This is a genomic window from Streptomyces sp. NPDC059875 (genome assembly GCF_042731085.1).
In the GTDB taxonomy this organism is placed as follows: Bacteria; Actinomycetota; Actinomycetes; order Streptomycetales; family Streptomycetaceae; genus Streptomyces.
The window spans coordinates 16,989-31,260 of sequence record NZ_JBHWJZ010000019.1 but is presented as its reverse complement, the minus strand read 5'-3'; the positions used below and the strand labels follow the sequence as shown (position 1 = coordinate 31,260).

Genomic DNA, 14,272 nt, shown 5'->3' with positions numbered 1-14,272 from the left:
ACCACCTGATCGACAGCGCTTCCCGACCGCAGCTAACGCCGCACCTCAGCGCGCACGCCTGACCAAACGGAGACCAGCACCCGTCATGACCGCCAACTCCTCCACCCGCTCCCTCCGGCTCGGCACCCGCCCGAGCCCGATGGCCATGGAGCAGACCGACCGGTTCGCCCACGCCTTCCGCACCCGGTACCCGCACATCCCCCTCGGCATCGTCACCATCACCTCCGAAGGGGACCAGCACCGCGGCCCGCTCGCCCAGATCGGCGGCAAGGGCGCCTTCACCCGGCGCGCCGACGAACACCTCCTCAACGGCAACTTCGAGGCCACCCTCGCCTGCGCGAAGGACCTGCCAGGCCCCCACGACCGCAAGCCGGGAATCTCGACCGGCGCGGTCCTGCCCCGGGAAGACGTCCGCGATGCCCTGGTGCTGCCCGCCGGGCACCCTCCGACCACGCTCGCCGCACTACCGCCCGGCACCCGCGTCGGCACCAGCGCTCCCCGCCGCGCCGCCCTCCTCAAAGCCCTCCACCCCAAGCTGGTCGCGGTGCCGATCCGAGGGAACGCCGACAGCCGCCTCCGCGACCTGGACTCCGGCACACTGGGCGCCGACGTGATGATCGCCGCCCTCGCAGGTCTGCGCCGCCTCAACCTCGCCGACCGCGCCGCCGAGATCCTCGACCCCACCGTGTGGCTACCCGCCTCCGGCGCCGGGATCGTCGTCATCGAGCACCGCACCGACGACCTCGCCACCGCCAACGTCCTCGCCCCGCTCACCCACGCCCCCACCCGGATCCTCCTCGACGCCGAACGCGCCACACTCGCCGCCCTCCACGGCAACTGCCTGACCGCCGCCTCCGCCCACGCCACCCTCAACCCGACAGCTGATCTCGTCACCGTGCACGCGGTCGTCCTCGACCCGGAAGGAGGCACCCCGATCCGCACGACCACCACCGGCCCCGCCGACCACCCCGCGGCCGTCGGCCAACAGGCCGCCCAGTACCTGCTCGACGCGGGAGCCACCCACCTCCTGGGAGCCCGGCCATGAACCGCAGCGCACCACCCACCGACCCGGCGGTGTTCACGCCGCCCAGCGAGAAGACCGACCGGGCACGGATGCGTACGGCACACCGAGCCGCGGCCCGGGCGTTCGCAGTGAGGGCGGACGGGCCGGAGGCATGGGGCTGGCAGGGCCGCACTCTCAGCCGCCGGGCTGGCCGCTGGTGGCTGCGCCTGGTCTGCGCGCCCGAGGACAAACGCGGGAGCCGGCTATGGGAGGGAAACGCCTCTGCCGACGCGTCCCTTCCCCGCACGGTGCCGCGGCCGCGCCTCCATCAGGTCAGCGAGTGGACCCGTGGCGGCCACGCCTACCGCGCCGAGCTGTCCGAGTACATCGCTCAACCGGCCCTCCAGACCGGCGGCCCCGTCCTCACTTCCGAGGCCAACCTGCCGAACTCATGGTGGGGTGATCTACGCACCGCCCTCGCCACCACCGCGACAGTGCCAACCGACCGCCAAGCCGTACGTCGGCAGTGGATCGACCGCAACTTCGCCCGCTTCCTTGGCATCCCCACACCCGCAGCCATCTCCTGGACCACCGGCCACGGCGACCTGCACTGGGCCAACCTCACCGGCCCACCGCTGGTCATCCTCGACTGGGAGGGATGGGGCCTGGTGCCCGTCGGCTTCGACGTCGGGCTCCTCCACGCCTACTCCCTCACCGTGCCTGCGACCGCGGCCCGGATCCGCGACGAGTTCGCCCACGTCCTGGACACGCCAACCGGACGGACCGGAGAACTCGTCGCGCTCGCCCAGCTCCTCCAGGTCGCCGGTCGCGGCGGCCACCCGGACCTCGCTCCCCACCTTGCCCGCCACGCCCAGCACCTCACCGGCACCCCCGTCCCCGTACCGTGACCGCCCCGGAGGTTCCCGTGCTGCCCAGCTTGCTTGCTGTCTTCGCACACCCGGACGATGAATCCCTCCTCGCCGGGGGCGTCCTCGCCCAGCATGCCGCGGCCGGGGCCCGCACGGCGGTCGTCACCGCCACCTGGGCACCGGACAGCCACCGAGCTCCCGAACTCGCCGACGCCCTGGCCGTCCTGGGCGCCGGCACCCCACGCCTGCTCGGCTACAACGACGCCCGCAACCACGAGGCGGCCCCCGGCCAGCCCCGGCTCCTCGACGCCTCCCTCGACGAAGCAGTCGGCCGCCTCGTCGCCCACATCCGCGACTTCAAGCCCGATGTGGTCATCGGCCACGACGCGGTCGGCCAGCTGACCGGCCACCCCGACCACGTACGCACGCACCAAATAACCCTGCTCGCCGTCGAAGCGGCGGGCCTCGCCCACCTGCATCCCGAAGCGGGCCCGCCCTGGCAGCCAGCCGCTCTGTACGCCGCCACGCACCCTGTGTCCGGCGTCGGCCTGCTCGGCCCGCTGCTGGAAGGGGTGGGCAAGGCCGTCTTCGCGGTGCCGGACTCGTACGTGACCACCAGCGTCGACGTCACCCCCTGGGCCGACGTGAAGTGGGCGGCGATCCTCGCGCACCGCGGCGAGGTCGCCCGCGAGCGGCCCCTGCCCGGCATCCTCGCCCGCCTTCCCGAAGCCGACCGCACCCAGATCATCCAGACCGAGCACTTCACCCGCCTCACCCCCGGCCCTACGAAGGGCAACCCAGCCCAGTTGAGCGTCTGACACCCCGCCCCCTCGTGCCAGCCCTCCCCTGCACAGCCAACGAGCAAGCACTCACTGATCGGAGAAAGATGACGACGACTTCTGCACCCGACGAACGTCCCAGCGTGACGATGAACGAGGCGGCGTACGGAGCGTTGCGCGCCTCGGCCGCCCTGTGGGCCGGAACCTCCGTGCTGATCACCAACCAGCGAGGGCAGGTCCTCCTCCAGCGCGTGACCTACCGGCCCACCCGCCTGCTGCCCGGCGGCGCCGTCGACAAGGGCGAGTCCCCAGCCCAAGGCGCCGCCCGCGAGCTGGAGGAGGAACTCGGCGTCACGGCGACCGTCACCCGCGGGCTGGCTGTCGACTGGGTTTCCCCCGCCGGCCGCACAACGCCCCCCGCCATGAAGTTCCCCGGCGAGCTCCTGCACGTCTTTGACGGCGGCGTCTGGGAGGAAGACCAGATCGCGGCGATCCGGCCCGCACCGGGCGAGATCGAGGACATCGAGATGGTCGAACCCGCCGACCTGCCCGCGCTGATGTCTCCGGGCGACGCCCGGCGCGCCCTGTCCGCGCTCCGCGCCCGCATCAACGGCGCCGGAGCCGCATTCCTTGAGGACGGGCTCCCGATCGCCCCCACCGTCCTCGACCGGGCCGGCGTCCTCCGCACCGCCCGAGCCCGTCACCACTTCCCCTTCCACCCCAGCCCCGTCCCCGAGGGCCTCACGGTCCGCCAGTCCTGGGTCTGGACAATCGCCCCAGACGGGCGGGTCCTCGTCCTCCTCGACCCCGACAGCGGCGCGGCCTGCCTACCCGGCGGCACTCCGGAACCCGCGGACCACGCAGACCCCGAGACCACGTTGATCCGTGAAGCCCGTGAGGAGGCCGCCGCCGACCTGACTGGCACCAGGTATCTCGGGTACCTGTCCGACGCCGACGAACCCTGTGCGCGCGTCCGCTACGCCGCCGCCCTCACGAGCCTCGGCCCAGCCCCTGCCGATCCGGCCACCGGTCGCACCTACGTCCGGATCCTGGCGACTCCGGAACAGGCCCTGGAACTCTTCGACTGGGGACCGTCCGCAGCCGATCAGCTCCAGGCAGTCCACCAGGGTCGCGCCCTTCTCGGCATTCCCCAGGCCGGTCGCCAGCCCGTCACCGAACTCAGCGCCCCTACCGCCTGGTAGCTCAGCACCGCCCGAAACGAATCCAGCCGAATCGAGGAACCCCATCCCCGACGCCGCGCGCTCCGCCAACCAGCCATCTGCGCACCGGAGCCCGCTCAGAAAGAGGCGATCCCATCGAGGCACCGTTCCCGGCCGGCGCGGCCCATAGCACCACCGCCCCGCCCGGCGAGGAGACACGCCCCACGAGCCGCGCGGGTCCGGGTCCGCGCCGAGCCCCGGCGCGGACCCCCGGCCAACACAGTCCGCCCGACTCACCAGAACGGAGTACGCATGCAACTGACCGTAGTCATACAGAACTTGGGAATGGGTGGCCTTCAGGACGGTGACGGCAACCCGCAGGACCGATGGCCCCAGCTGGCGCAGCGGATCAACGAGGCCGCGGAGCGCGTCGACGTCGTCCTGCTGTGCGAGGCGACGGGATGGGACTGCTACGGCCACAAGCAGCTCGCCCGCGCCATGGCCGACCTGGACCTCGACGCGACCCCGCTGCCCCCGTCACGAAGCGGCATCGGCACCGCGCTGCTATACCGCAGCGAGGTGCTTGGCCGGTGGGTCCGCCACAACGCCGACTTCGGCCTCGAAGTCCTGCACGGCGTCGCCGTGACCAGCTTCAGCATCTCCGGCCTGCCAGCGCCCTTGAGTTTCATGCCGGTCCACTTCACGCCCATGTCCGCCGAGCAGGCACTCATCGAGGCCAACTACGCCGCCACCCGCTGCTACAAGTACGGGCCGTTCGCGGTCCTCGGTGGGGACGTCAACTACGCGCCGGCCTCTTCCAGGCACCCACTGCCGGACTTCTCCGAGATGAGGCCGTACAACCTGGGGTCGCGCACCCTCCTGCCCGACGGCGACTTCGACCCGGCCGCCGCGCCCGCACCCGACCGCCGCGTCGCGCGCAAACTCGCCCAGAACGGATACGTCGACGTCGCCTGGCACCTATTCGAGAAGTCGCGGGGGAAGGACTCGGCACTGCTCGCACCGACCGGAACGGACGACCGGATCGACCAGGCATGGGTGTCCGCCCCGCTGGCAGAAGCTGTCTCCGACTACCGTTTGCTCGACGCCCCGGAGGGTGCCAGCGACCACCACGGTCTCGTCTTCCGCATCGACACCAACGCCGTCGACACGACCAGCCCCTGGGCATACCGCTGAGGGATCCCCCGTAAGCGATCTTGATGAGAGATGGCACCTCAGCTCTTGTCGGTGGCCTCGGAGGGCCGCCCGCTGTCAGAACGTGGCGGTAGAGCGGGCAGGACAGGCTCGGCTCAGGGCCGTCGTGGGCGAACGGGTCGATGCCGTCCAGCAGGAGGGCAGCGTGGTGACGGCAAGACGCTCCGCTTCTACGAGCAGGCGGGGCTGCTCGGACACGAGGCAACGGGGCCGTCTGCACCTAGGAGGTCAACGTTTGCTGGAGCTCTAGCGCATCGATAGGTTACTCGTCACTGAGCCCTGGGGGAGGAGCCCACGTGATGATGCGCGGCGGTAGGCACTTACGACCGGCACTTCTGTTGATCACGGTGCTGGCCGTCTCCGTCGCTCTCGGATTCCTACTCCTGCAATGGATTCCGCATCAGCTTGCTGATCCGGAGGCGCAGCAGTTGAAGCCAGCCGAACGCCTCACGCATCTCAACACGGTTCGCGGCACGGTGCTTCAGACCGCCGCTGGGCTCGCCGTTCTCGGTGGGCTCGTCTACACGGGTCGGGGATACGTACTGTCGCGCCAGAGCCAGGTCACGGATCGATACGCGGGTGCGGTCAGCCAGCTGAGCAGCGACAACCTGGATGCACGCCTTGGCGGCGTGTTCGCCTTGCAGAGACTTGCCCGGGATTCTCGGCACGACGTCGCCTCGATTTCGCGAGTTCTCTCGTCGTTTGTCGTACGTCGCTGTCCGATAGCCGAGCCGGCACCGGGCGGGCAGGTTTGGGGCTCCGAGAGACCGAGTCGGACCCCGCAACCGCCGAGATCGGAGCCTGACGTGCACGCGGCGTTGACCGTGCTCGGCTCGCTCGGCCGCAGAACTCGCGTCGAACTGTCGGAGTCTGACCTTAGAGGCGCTGAGCTAGACGGCCTGGCATTCGAAGGCGGAGAGATCAGTCGATCGCTCTTGCGAGGCGCTGACCTGCGCCGATCCATTCTGCGGGAAGCTGAACTCGACGACACAGATTTGCGCGGCGCTCGCCTTGAACGTGCCGATCTGACCGCGGCCCGCCTCCCACGCGCTGACTTGCGTGGGGCCGAGATGAAGGGCGCAGCGTTCAATAACTGCTTGTTGTCTTCGGCACGGCTCGAGGAAGCCTGGGCATCGTCCGTCTCCCTTCGCGGGGCTGATCTCTTCGCCGCCCGGCTTGACGGAGCGCATCTGGATGGGGCGGATCTGCGGAACGCGACGTTGATCAACGCGCGCCTTGGACGAGCCGACCTCACGGGAGCAGACCTGTCGGGAGCAGACCTGTACGGTGCCGATCTGTCGGGCACCATCCTCGTTGCCGCAGACCTGAGGCTTGCCCGTTCACTCACCCCCGAGCAGTTGCGCTCCGCGGTACTGGGCCAGAGAACACGTTTGCCAGCGGGTCTCGCGCATCTTCTAGACAACCTCGGCCCGACCAACGGTGCTGGCAACGCCATCGTGATCACATGACGGAGAATTGATTGAGCATCGCAACTACGGATCCTGACCCGGATCCCTCCAGCACTTCCTCTGGAGCCCCGTCGCCGACTCGAGCCTTCGTCCGTCAGCCCCGGCTCCTTCCCGCACCCGTCCCTACCGATCCCGTGCCACTCCGACCGCCACCCGTCCACACGGACCGCACTTGGCGCCAGAGGTGGATGTCATCGGCCCTCTTAACTTCCCCAGGCATAGCATCCTCCGCCCTCCTGCTCCTCTTCGTGGACAGCAGCATGGGAACGGTAGTTGGGTTTGTGACCCTAGTGATGGGTATTGCTGTCACCTGCTTTGCTTCGGTACGCGGCTCGGCCGGGGAGGTGACCCATGCGACTCAACAACGGCGGGCCTATCTCCGCTACCTCACCGACGTACGTCGCCAGCTGCACCGAACGGCCTCGAAGCAACGAGAAGCCCAGCTGTGGTTGCACCCAGAGCCATCGGAGTTGCGATCCGTCGTGTCTCGCCGCGGTCAGTTGTGGGAGAGAACTGCCGATGACATCGACTTCCTACAAGTACGAGTGGGATCCGGATCGCAGCGGCTCGCCACGGTACTGGAGTCTCCAACTATTCCAGCCGGGGCCGATGCTGTGTGCTCTGACGGTCTGGCCTCACTCGTTCACGAGTACGGAACCATGGCGGAGCTGCCTATGGCCGTCAGCCTTAAGGCGTTTTGCCACATCCACGTGTGCGGAACTGACGAGCAAAGTATTCGGAACCTCGTGCGAAGCATGGTTGGGCAGGCGGTGACACTTCACGGGCCAGACGACCTCCGATTGATGATCTACGGGCCCGTGCAGCAGTCCCACGAATGGGAATGGATCGACTACCTGCCGCACGCGCAGCGTCTTCCGGACCAACAGATCCCATCACCCACAACCGCCTTTGCCGACGACGCGGCTAGCTTCACTCAGCTTGTAACCGCAGTAGGTGACCGACCGCCATTTAGCAGAGACGGTTCACAGCGGCTTCCACACGTTCTGATCGTGTGTGACACTCTGCCGCTGCCCGACGAGCTGGATTGGCTCACGACCGAAGGGCGGCAAGGTGTCACTCTGGTCAGGCTTGTCCCTGATCCTAGGGAGGAGGGGGTAAATATCGGCCTGGAGATGGCCGTCACCGACGACGAACTCACCCTGGGCACAGCGAACCTTAGTTACACCGGCAAGCCCGACTCGCTAACCATCGGTCAAGCCATCCGACTTGCCCGCGACCTATCTCGTTTCCGCCTTGCAGAGAGCGAGAACGGTGCCTCGTCCACTGGCGGCCACGATCGTTGAACGCGCCCCGGGATTCGGCAATAGGTGGCCGCCGACCCCCGCTCGGTTCCGCCGGGCCAGGCTGCAGTCTGATCGCGAGGCCGTCGAGCTCCTGGCCCGCGCCGGCTTCGTCGACCCGAGCACCTCCGCCGGGAACGAGGACGTGCCGACGGCGGCGTTCGCCGACGGAGACGTCCCCCGCCGCCAGGACCTCATTCTCGCGAGCCCGGCTCTCGCCCCCGCGGTGACGGGCTACCAGGGCACATGGAGCCGGTCGACAAGGATCTGTCCGACCACGCTGCCGTCAGCGTCGACCTCGACCTGAACCGGATCGACCAGCCCTAGACCGGATCAGCCACCGGCCGAGGCGGCATCGAGGTGATGGTGGGTCAGTGAATGCGCGGCCCACCGCGTGGCCGCGCCCATCAAGGTGCCGCCCGGCCATTGGTCCATGGAGGGCAGCTCCATGCCTCCCGCCGAGTAGGCGATCGGCTCCCGGTACTCGATGAGCCAACGCACCAAGGTGCTGAGCTGAGAATCGTCGTCGAGGTCGTGCCGGCGGTCGGTCAGCCCGCGCCGGATCACGTCCTCGAGCGCGGGCTCGCGCGTCGTGAGCGCCTCGACGATCCGCTCCACGGGGAAGTCACGGGGTTCGTCGTCGGTGGGCCGCGTGTACAACAGCAGCGCCACCGTGGGCAACGCGTAGGTGAACGGCCCGCCGCTGTACTCCTTCGGCCAGCCCGGTTCGAGCAGCGTCGCCGAACGACGCAGAGACTTGTGCCATCGAGCGTTCATCCAGTCCGTCGACGACACGTCGTAGGCCAGTCGTCCTGCCGCCCACCACAGATCACGTATATCTGGCATGCCCGTCAATCTACGGCCCGCCGTGCTCCCCGTCCGACGAACGCGTGCTCTCGGCCTCTCCGGGTGACACTGAGGCCGTCAAGCTGACGCGCACCGGCCCCCGGGCAACGGATCGACATCTGGACCGCGGGCCCACGCCTGCGCGGACCTGGCCCGCGTCCGTCCGCCATCGCGCCGTCGGGGTCAGCGTGCGGGGCCTTGGGGGCGGAGGAACTCCCGGGCTCCGCGAAGGCGGGTGGCCAGGTGATGCTGGGTGACGCGGCTGTCGAGGCGGACACGGAGTCCGCCGGGGAGGCCGCTGTCGGCGCGGCGGCCGGTCGGCAAAAGGGATGCATCGAGGCCGTCCCGCTGCGCAATGAGCGTGCCGAGTTCGTGGCGGGTGACGGCGTCCGGGCCGGCGAGGTGGAAGACACCAGCCGCTTCGGACCGGGTGAGTTCCCATAGTGAGGCGGCCAGGTCGCCGACGTGGACTGGGCAGCGGACGTCGTCAGTGAACAGGACCCCGTGCCGCGTACCGGCGGCCAGGGCGTGCACCATCCGCTCGTGCTCCGACCGGCCGGCGCCGATGATCAGCGAGGTCCGTGCGACGACGGCGCCCGCGCACAGGAGCCGCACGGCGGTCTCGGCCGCCGCCTTCGCCGCCCCGTACGGCGTGACTGGGTCGGGCAGGCACGTCTCGTCGTACAGGTCGTGGCGGCCGGAGAATACGGCGTCACTTGAGACGTGGACCAGCCGAAAGCCTCGCTGCGCCGCGGCCTGGGCCAGGCGCATACCGCCCTCCGCCGTGACCTCCCAAGCAGCGTCGCCACTGCTCGCGTTGACGACCGCACTTGGGTCCACGGCGTCCAGGACCTCCCGCAGACTCGAAGAGTTGCGTAGGTTGAGGCGGTGCCACGACACACCGGCGGTCTCGCCGGGGCTCGAGTGGAAGGTGGCGGCCGTCTCCCAGCCCGCTAAACGTCCCTGGCGGGCCAGCTCGGCGCCCAAGAACCCGCTGCCGCCGACAATCAGTACCGTCATGCCGTCCCACGCTAGGGCAGCAAGCTCCGCCGAGGGGCCGAAACCGAACCACTTCGTCCATGCGCACCGTGAGGTCTTCTACCGGGCACCGGCCTCATCCTGCCGTGGCTCAGGGACGGTGGCCGGGGCTTGCGGACTCTCGGCAGCGCGGCTGGCGCGTGCAGCGTGGTTGACGCCCAGCCGGTCAGCCCGGCATCTCCTTGTGGGCTCAGGTCGGAGGCTGGTTCGCAAGGAGTCGCTCGACGACACGGTTCTCGCGCAGGTGCGCCTCGAACTGCTGGGCGAGCAGTGCGACGCCAAGATCGGAGAGGTGGACGCCGTCGCTCCACAGCGTCGGCGCTTCCGCGTGCTGGTGCTGGGCGAGCGCGTGAGCGGTCTCGGTGAACGGGGTCCAGACATCGATGAAGGGGACGCCGACGGTGGCCGCGCGCTGGGCGGCGGCCTGGTTGTAGCGATCGAGGTCACCGTTCATCGCGGCGACGGTCTCGCGATCCGCGACAGGCCCGACCGGGGTCTCGGAGACGCATACGACGTGGCGCGCCCGCGCAGCCAGGATGGTGAGGGTGGCCGTGTAGTGCTTTGCGTACTCATCGATGGGCACGGCCTCGGCCTCACGCCCCTGGTACGCACGCCAGACGTCGTTGATGCCGCATCCGAAGACAGCGAGGTCGAGCCGGGCATCGGCGGGCAGAGCGCCCGCGGCGCGGGCGAGGTCGCGGGATGTGGCACCGCCCTGCCCACGGTTTTCGCAGGCGAAGGCGACGTAGGGGTGGGCGAGTTGGAGCGAGAGGTGGACGTGGTGAGCATATCCGTGCGAGCGGTGCTCCTCGATTCGGACCGTCTCCCCGACCTGGGCAAGGTTCGCTGGGTCGGTCAGCCGCGGGCTGTGGGCCTGGCGGTGTTCCATGATCGAGGTGCCGAGCCACAAGATCTGCAAGGTGGCCTCCGGGGTCCTGTGCCCAGTGCTGCAGTCATACCTCATGGAGAGTTCTTCGGTGTCGGCTCTGATGCGAGGCGTACGCGAATGCGGGGGCTGAGCAGGTCCTCTGGGAGCCGGCTTTGACCGGCTTGCAGGTGGACGGATGCGCCACCGCGGATGAAGGTCCTCGTGAACTGACGCCCGGCCGTGCGGCTGAGTGGCCGGAGCTCGGTGATGTCGAGGTGGTCGGGAGGACTCGGCCAGAGGCGTACCGCGAGCCCCGCGCTCTCGAAGGGGTGGTCGATGTCCATCTTGGGGTGGCTGAGCAGTTGAAGCTGGGCGACTCGCCCGTTCGGAAGACCGAATCCGAGGTGGATCGCCTGGCCAGGGCCGCCGCCTCCGTCGGGGTGGTGGATCCGTGGGAGGAGGAGTTGGTCGTCCGGGACGGCTTCACCGTCTCCATCCGGCATGTCGGGGTCAGCGATGCTCAGCCAGAGGGAGAGCTCGGTAGGCAGTTCGCCAGTGCTCCGCAGAGCCGGCAGCCAGCCCTCGGGGAACTCCCACGGCTGCCGGTCGCGTCGGGGAGGTTCCGAGTACACGGCTTCGGGATGCGCGGCCAGCAGCAGCGTCTTGACCGCCCAGCGGGCGAACACGTACACGCCGGGCCCGGACAGCGGGCGCAGTTCGTCGAGGAGAGCGCGCACCGGCGTCTTCGCGGGCTGTTCGAAGGTGGTGTTGAGCCAGTCATTGCACTTCAGGCCGCCCGACGTCTCTTGCCCGCAGGCGGGGAGCATGAGCCGGGTGAGCTGGGGGCGCTCCACGACTCCGTTGGCATACGGGACCGGCTTGCCGTTGACGTGGACCGTGAAGGGTCCCTGCCCGTTGAAGCGCTTGAGGAACCAGGTCGGCAGGACGTGTTCGCGGGGCGTGCGCACGGGAACTCCGCAGAACAGGCAGTGGAGGGCGCTCATGGCACGGAAGCGTAAGCCGGAGCGCTCCTCGGACGCTGGGAGTTGCCAACGGAACCTTCGTCGAGGGTGCTCCATCCTGACGTGCCGAACCGGCCGATCCTCACGAGGGTGTGTGGCTGGCGGGGGAGGACGTCGGGGCCTTCCGAGGGGTCTCGTATGGGTGCCGCGCTGCTCGGATGCGGGCAGAGCGGCACCCAGGGGGTGGGCCTGAGGTCAGGCTGTGTGGTTGGCCTCGGCGGACACGATCAGGCGACGGAGGCCGTCGTGGAAGACGTCGTGGTCGACGACGGCTTCGAGGATGGTGTTCATCTTGCCGGTGAGGACGGGGAAGTCGTCCGGCGGAAGCGCGGCGAGCGCGGTGCGGGTGCGCTGGACGGCGCCGGCGGGGTCGAGGTGGTCGACGAAGGCGGCGCTGCCGAGGGTGAAGAGGTACATCTGCCGGTAGGCGACGATCATGTCGCGGTCGCTCATGCCTGCGGCAAGGTTGGCGGCGAGCTGGGGTTCGACGAGCCGGGCGAGGATCCGGTGGCCGAGCCAGGGGCGGCCTCCGCGCAGGGCGACGAGGCCGGGGTGCTCGGTCATGATCGTGTAGAGAGCGCGGAAGCGGGCCTCGGTGGCTTCGGCCCAGGTGGCGGCGGGGTCGATGTCGGGGAGCCTCGCGGCGAGGTGGTCGACGCACAGGTCCAGGAGCCGCTCGACGCTGTTGTCGCAATGGCGGTGGACGGTGGTCTGGCTGACTCCGAGGGCGTCGCCGAGGCGGCGGAAGGTCAGGGCCTCGGGCCCGTGGAAGTCGACGAGTTCGATGGCGGCCTGGGCGATCTGGTCAACTGTCAGGCCATTGGCGCGCGTTGCTTGCTCAGACATGCGTTACAGCGTAACTTACTGCGTAACGACTTGGAAGCTCTCCGTAGCAGGGAGGCTCGGATGTCTACCGCCTGCGTACCGGCCGATACCTCGTTCACCACCTGTGACCTGCCTGAACTCACCCGCGAAGACCTGAGCAACCTGTTCGACGGATCCGCCGCAGCTTCGCGGGTGCCGCGCTTCTTGACGCCCGCCGACTGCGTAGCAACGACCGCGTCCATGGGCCGGCTGCCCCTGAGCATCTACAACCCTGAGCACGTCCCCACCCGCATCTGCCGATTCGGGCCTGCCGTCAACGACTACCGCTGCGGCGGTCGACTCCGTTACGCGTACTGGGCGGCTGCCGATCGGGCCCGCGTCGCCTGGGCCACCGCCGGGCCCCGACCGGACCCCGTGCGCACCGCGCTGGAGAAGGTCGGCACGGCCTGGGGCAGCCCTGTAGGCACGGCCTCGGTCAACGGCCGGCCCCTGTTCACCGGCGCCCTGCGCGAGATGCGGCAGGGGACCCTGGTCCACTTCGACGACATCTCCCGCGAGCTGCCCGGCCTGCTCGATCAGCGTGTGGTCGCGCAGCTGGCGTTCAACACGTGGGTCAGCAGGCCGCTGTCCGGCGGACAGACCACGATATGGCGCCGGCACCTGCGGCCCGCCGACGAGGTGCAGCGCATCGCGTACGGCTTCCACCCGAGCGTGGTCGACGGCTGCGACAGCACGACCTACTTGCCGCGCGTCGGCGACGCCGCCCTGTTCAACTCGGCGCGCCTGCACGCCGTTTCCCCATGCACCGGCCGGCGAATATCCATCGGGTTCTTCCTCGGCCTCACACCAGACGGCCACTTGATCGCGTGGTCGTGACCACCCCGTTGGGAGCTCCTCTCGTGACCATCACGTACGCCGACGTCAAAGCGGCATCCGACCGGGTCTCGGGCCACGTCCGGCCCGTCACCCTCAGCCCCGTCGACCCTGGCACCTTCGGCGGCGCCGATGTCCGCCTGGCGCTGGAGTTCATGCAGCACACCGGATCGTTCAAGGCGCGCGGGGCGCTCAACTTCACTGCCAGCCACGTCGAGGCGGGCACCATGCCCGCCTCCGGAGTCGTCATCGCCTCGGGCGGAAACGCGGGCCTGGCCTGCGCATGGGCGGCCGCCCGCCACGATGTGCCCGCCACCGTGTTCGTCCCGGAGACCGCCCCGCCGGTGAAGGTCGACAAGCTGAAGAAGCTCGGCGCGGACGTCTGGCAGGTGGGCAGCGAATACGCCGAGGCTCTCCTCGCCTCCCAGCAGCACGCCGCCGCGACCGGAGCCTTGCAGTCGCACGCCTACGACCACCCGCTCATCGCCGCCGGCGCGGGCACCCTCATGGAGGAGATCCACCAGGCCCTGCCCGACCTGGACACCGTCGTCGTCGCCGTAGGCGGCGGTGGCCTGTTCACCGGCGTCACCGCGGCCGCACAAGAGCACGGCGTCCGCGTCGTCGCCGTCGAACCGAGGCACTGCCGGGCGCTGAACGCCGCGATCCAGGCCGGCCGCGTCATGGATGTGACCGTCGACTCCATCGCCGCCGACTCTCTCGGCGCGCGCCGCACCTCCGAGATGGCCCTCCACTGGGCCAAGGCCGCGAACGCCACCTCACTGCTCGTGGCGGACGAAGCGATCCAGACCGCTCGCCGCGCCCTGTGGAACCACCGGAAGATCGCGGTCGAGCACGGGGCCGCCACGGCCCTCGCCGCCCTGCTGTCCGGTGTCTACCTGCCCGCCGACGGCGAACAGGTCGCCGTGATCCTGTGCGGCGCGAACACCGACCCCTCCGATCTGGTCCACTGACCGAGACCGCGTCGACCACCCGTCCCGTGTGCGCGC

Annotated in this window: 14 protein-coding genes; 9 read left to right on the top strand and 5 right to left on the bottom strand. The window is 69.5% G+C overall.

Going from position 1 to position 14,272, the window contains the following annotated elements; translation table 11 throughout:
* The first annotated feature begins 85 nt into the window (after nucleotides 1-85).
* The 7 genes from hemC to ACFV9D_RS22970 all read left to right on the top strand — a co-directional run bounded on the left by hemC (nucleotide 86) and on the right by ACFV9D_RS22970 (nucleotide 7,796).
* A complete protein-coding gene (gene hemC, locus ACFV9D_RS23000) occupies nucleotides 86-1,045 on the top strand; it encodes a hydroxymethylbilane synthase (protein WP_385149202.1) in 960 nt (319 codons plus the stop codon).
* Entirely contained in the window at nucleotides 1,042-1,911 is an 870-nt protein-coding gene (locus ACFV9D_RS22995; protein WP_385149199.1) for a hypothetical protein, read from the top strand. Before hemC ends, ACFV9D_RS22995 begins: the two co-directional genes overlap by 4 nt.
* A gap of 17 nt (nucleotides 1,912-1,928) precedes the next feature.
* Nucleotides 1,929-2,690, top strand: a complete 762-nt coding sequence (locus ACFV9D_RS22990; protein ID WP_385149196.1) for a PIG-L deacetylase family protein — start codon at nucleotides 1,929-1,931, stop codon at nucleotides 2,688-2,690.
* Between the two features lie 110 nt (nucleotides 2,691-2,800).
* A complete protein-coding gene (locus ACFV9D_RS22985) occupies nucleotides 2,801-3,853 on the top strand; it encodes an NUDIX domain-containing protein (RefSeq protein WP_385149520.1) in 1,053 nt (350 codons plus the stop codon).
* A gap of 303 nt (nucleotides 3,854-4,156) precedes the next feature.
* Complete coding sequence (locus ACFV9D_RS22980; protein WP_385149193.1) at nucleotides 4,157-5,005, top strand: endonuclease/exonuclease/phosphatase family protein; 849 nt, start codon at nucleotides 4,157-4,159, stop codon at nucleotides 5,003-5,005.
* Between the two features lie 317 nt (nucleotides 5,006-5,322).
* Nucleotides 5,323-6,492, top strand: a complete 1,170-nt coding sequence (locus tag ACFV9D_RS22975) for a pentapeptide repeat-containing protein (RefSeq protein WP_385149517.1) — start codon at nucleotides 5,323-5,325, stop codon at nucleotides 6,490-6,492.
* 674 nt (nucleotides 6,493-7,166) lie between these two features.
* Nucleotides 7,167-7,796 (top strand): hypothetical protein, encoded by a 630-nt coding sequence (locus tag ACFV9D_RS22970; protein WP_385149190.1) that lies wholly within the window; start codon nucleotides 7,167-7,169, stop codon nucleotides 7,794-7,796.
* Nucleotides 7,797-8,126: 330 nt separating this feature from the next.
* Here ACFV9D_RS22970 and ACFV9D_RS22965 read toward each other — a convergent pair whose 3' ends face one another.
* The 5 genes from ACFV9D_RS22965 to ACFV9D_RS22945 all read right to left on the bottom strand — a co-directional run bounded on the left by ACFV9D_RS22965 (nucleotide 8,127) and on the right by ACFV9D_RS22945 (nucleotide 12,413).
* On the bottom strand, nucleotides 8,127-8,639 hold the full coding sequence (locus tag ACFV9D_RS22965) for a hypothetical protein (protein ID WP_385149187.1): 513 nt from the start codon (nucleotides 8,637-8,639) through the stop codon (nucleotides 8,127-8,129).
* Nucleotides 8,640-8,822: 183 nt separating this feature from the next.
* Nucleotides 8,823-9,659 (bottom strand): SDR family oxidoreductase, encoded by an 837-nt coding sequence (locus ACFV9D_RS22960; protein WP_385149184.1) that lies wholly within the window; start codon nucleotides 9,657-9,659, stop codon nucleotides 8,823-8,825.
* Between the two features lie 208 nt (nucleotides 9,660-9,867).
* Nucleotides 9,868-10,596, bottom strand: coding sequence for an SGNH/GDSL hydrolase family protein (locus ACFV9D_RS22955; RefSeq protein ID WP_385149181.1), 729 nt, complete (start codon nucleotides 10,594-10,596; stop codon nucleotides 9,868-9,870).
* 41 nt (nucleotides 10,597-10,637) lie between these two features.
* Nucleotides 10,638-11,549, bottom strand: a complete 912-nt coding sequence (locus tag ACFV9D_RS22950; RefSeq protein ID WP_385149178.1) for a hypothetical protein — start codon at nucleotides 11,547-11,549, stop codon at nucleotides 10,638-10,640.
* A gap of 213 nt (nucleotides 11,550-11,762) precedes the next feature.
* Nucleotides 11,763-12,413 carry a TetR/AcrR family transcriptional regulator gene (locus tag ACFV9D_RS22945; RefSeq protein WP_385149175.1) on the bottom strand — a complete coding sequence of 217 codons (651 nt, stop codon included), beginning with the start codon at nucleotides 12,411-12,413 and terminating at the stop codon, nucleotides 11,763-11,765.
* 60 nt (nucleotides 12,414-12,473) lie between these two features.
* On the opposite strand from ACFV9D_RS22945, the gene ACFV9D_RS22940 reads away from it, so the two are divergent.
* Both ACFV9D_RS22940 and ACFV9D_RS22935 read left to right on the top strand, forming a co-directional pair.
* On the top strand, nucleotides 12,474-13,268 hold the full coding sequence (locus ACFV9D_RS22940; protein WP_385149172.1) for a proline hydroxylase: 795 nt from the start codon (nucleotides 12,474-12,476) through the stop codon (nucleotides 13,266-13,268).
* Nucleotides 13,269-13,291: 23 nt separating this feature from the next.
* The gene (locus tag ACFV9D_RS22935) at nucleotides 13,292-14,236 is read left to right on the top strand and encodes a threonine/serine dehydratase (RefSeq protein ID WP_385149169.1); all 945 of its coding nucleotides are present in this window, start codon (nucleotides 13,292-13,294) and stop codon (nucleotides 14,234-14,236) included.
* Nucleotides 14,237-14,272: the final 36 nt, after the last annotated feature.

Bases quoted from the DNA above. Each gene is read 5' to 3' on its own strand.
- ACFV9D_RS22950 (WP_385149178.1), bottom strand. From the start codon at position 11,549: ATGAGCGCCCTCCACTGCCTGTTCTGCGGAGTTCCCGTGCGCACGCCC.
- ACFV9D_RS22940 (WP_385149172.1), top strand. From the start codon at position 12,474: ATGTCTACCGCCTGCGTACCGGCCGATACCTCGTTCACCACCTGTGAC.
- hemC (WP_385149202.1), top strand. From the start codon at position 86: ATGACCGCCAACTCCTCCACCCGCTCCCTCCGGCTCGGCACCCGCCCG.
- ACFV9D_RS22945 (WP_385149175.1), bottom strand. From the start codon at position 12,413: ATGTCTGAGCAAGCAACGCGCGCCAATGGCCTGACAGTTGACCAGATC.
- ACFV9D_RS22975 (WP_385149517.1), top strand. From the start codon at position 5,323: ATGATGCGCGGCGGTAGGCACTTACGACCGGCACTTCTGTTGATCACG.
- ACFV9D_RS22985 (WP_385149520.1), top strand. From the start codon at position 2,801: ATGAACGAGGCGGCGTACGGAGCGTTGCGCGCCTCGGCCGCCCTGTGG.
- ACFV9D_RS22965 (WP_385149187.1), bottom strand. From the start codon at position 8,639: ATGCCAGATATACGTGATCTGTGGTGGGCGGCAGGACGACTGGCCTAC.
- ACFV9D_RS22970 (WP_385149190.1), top strand. From the start codon at position 7,167: ATGGCCGTCAGCCTTAAGGCGTTTTGCCACATCCACGTGTGCGGAACT.
- ACFV9D_RS22995 (WP_385149199.1), top strand. From the start codon at position 1,042: ATGAACCGCAGCGCACCACCCACCGACCCGGCGGTGTTCACGCCGCCC.
- ACFV9D_RS22960 (WP_385149184.1), bottom strand. From the start codon at position 9,659: ATGACGGTACTGATTGTCGGCGGCAGCGGGTTCTTGGGCGCCGAGCTG.
- ACFV9D_RS22980 (WP_385149193.1), top strand. From the start codon at position 4,157: ATGGGTGGCCTTCAGGACGGTGACGGCAACCCGCAGGACCGATGGCCC.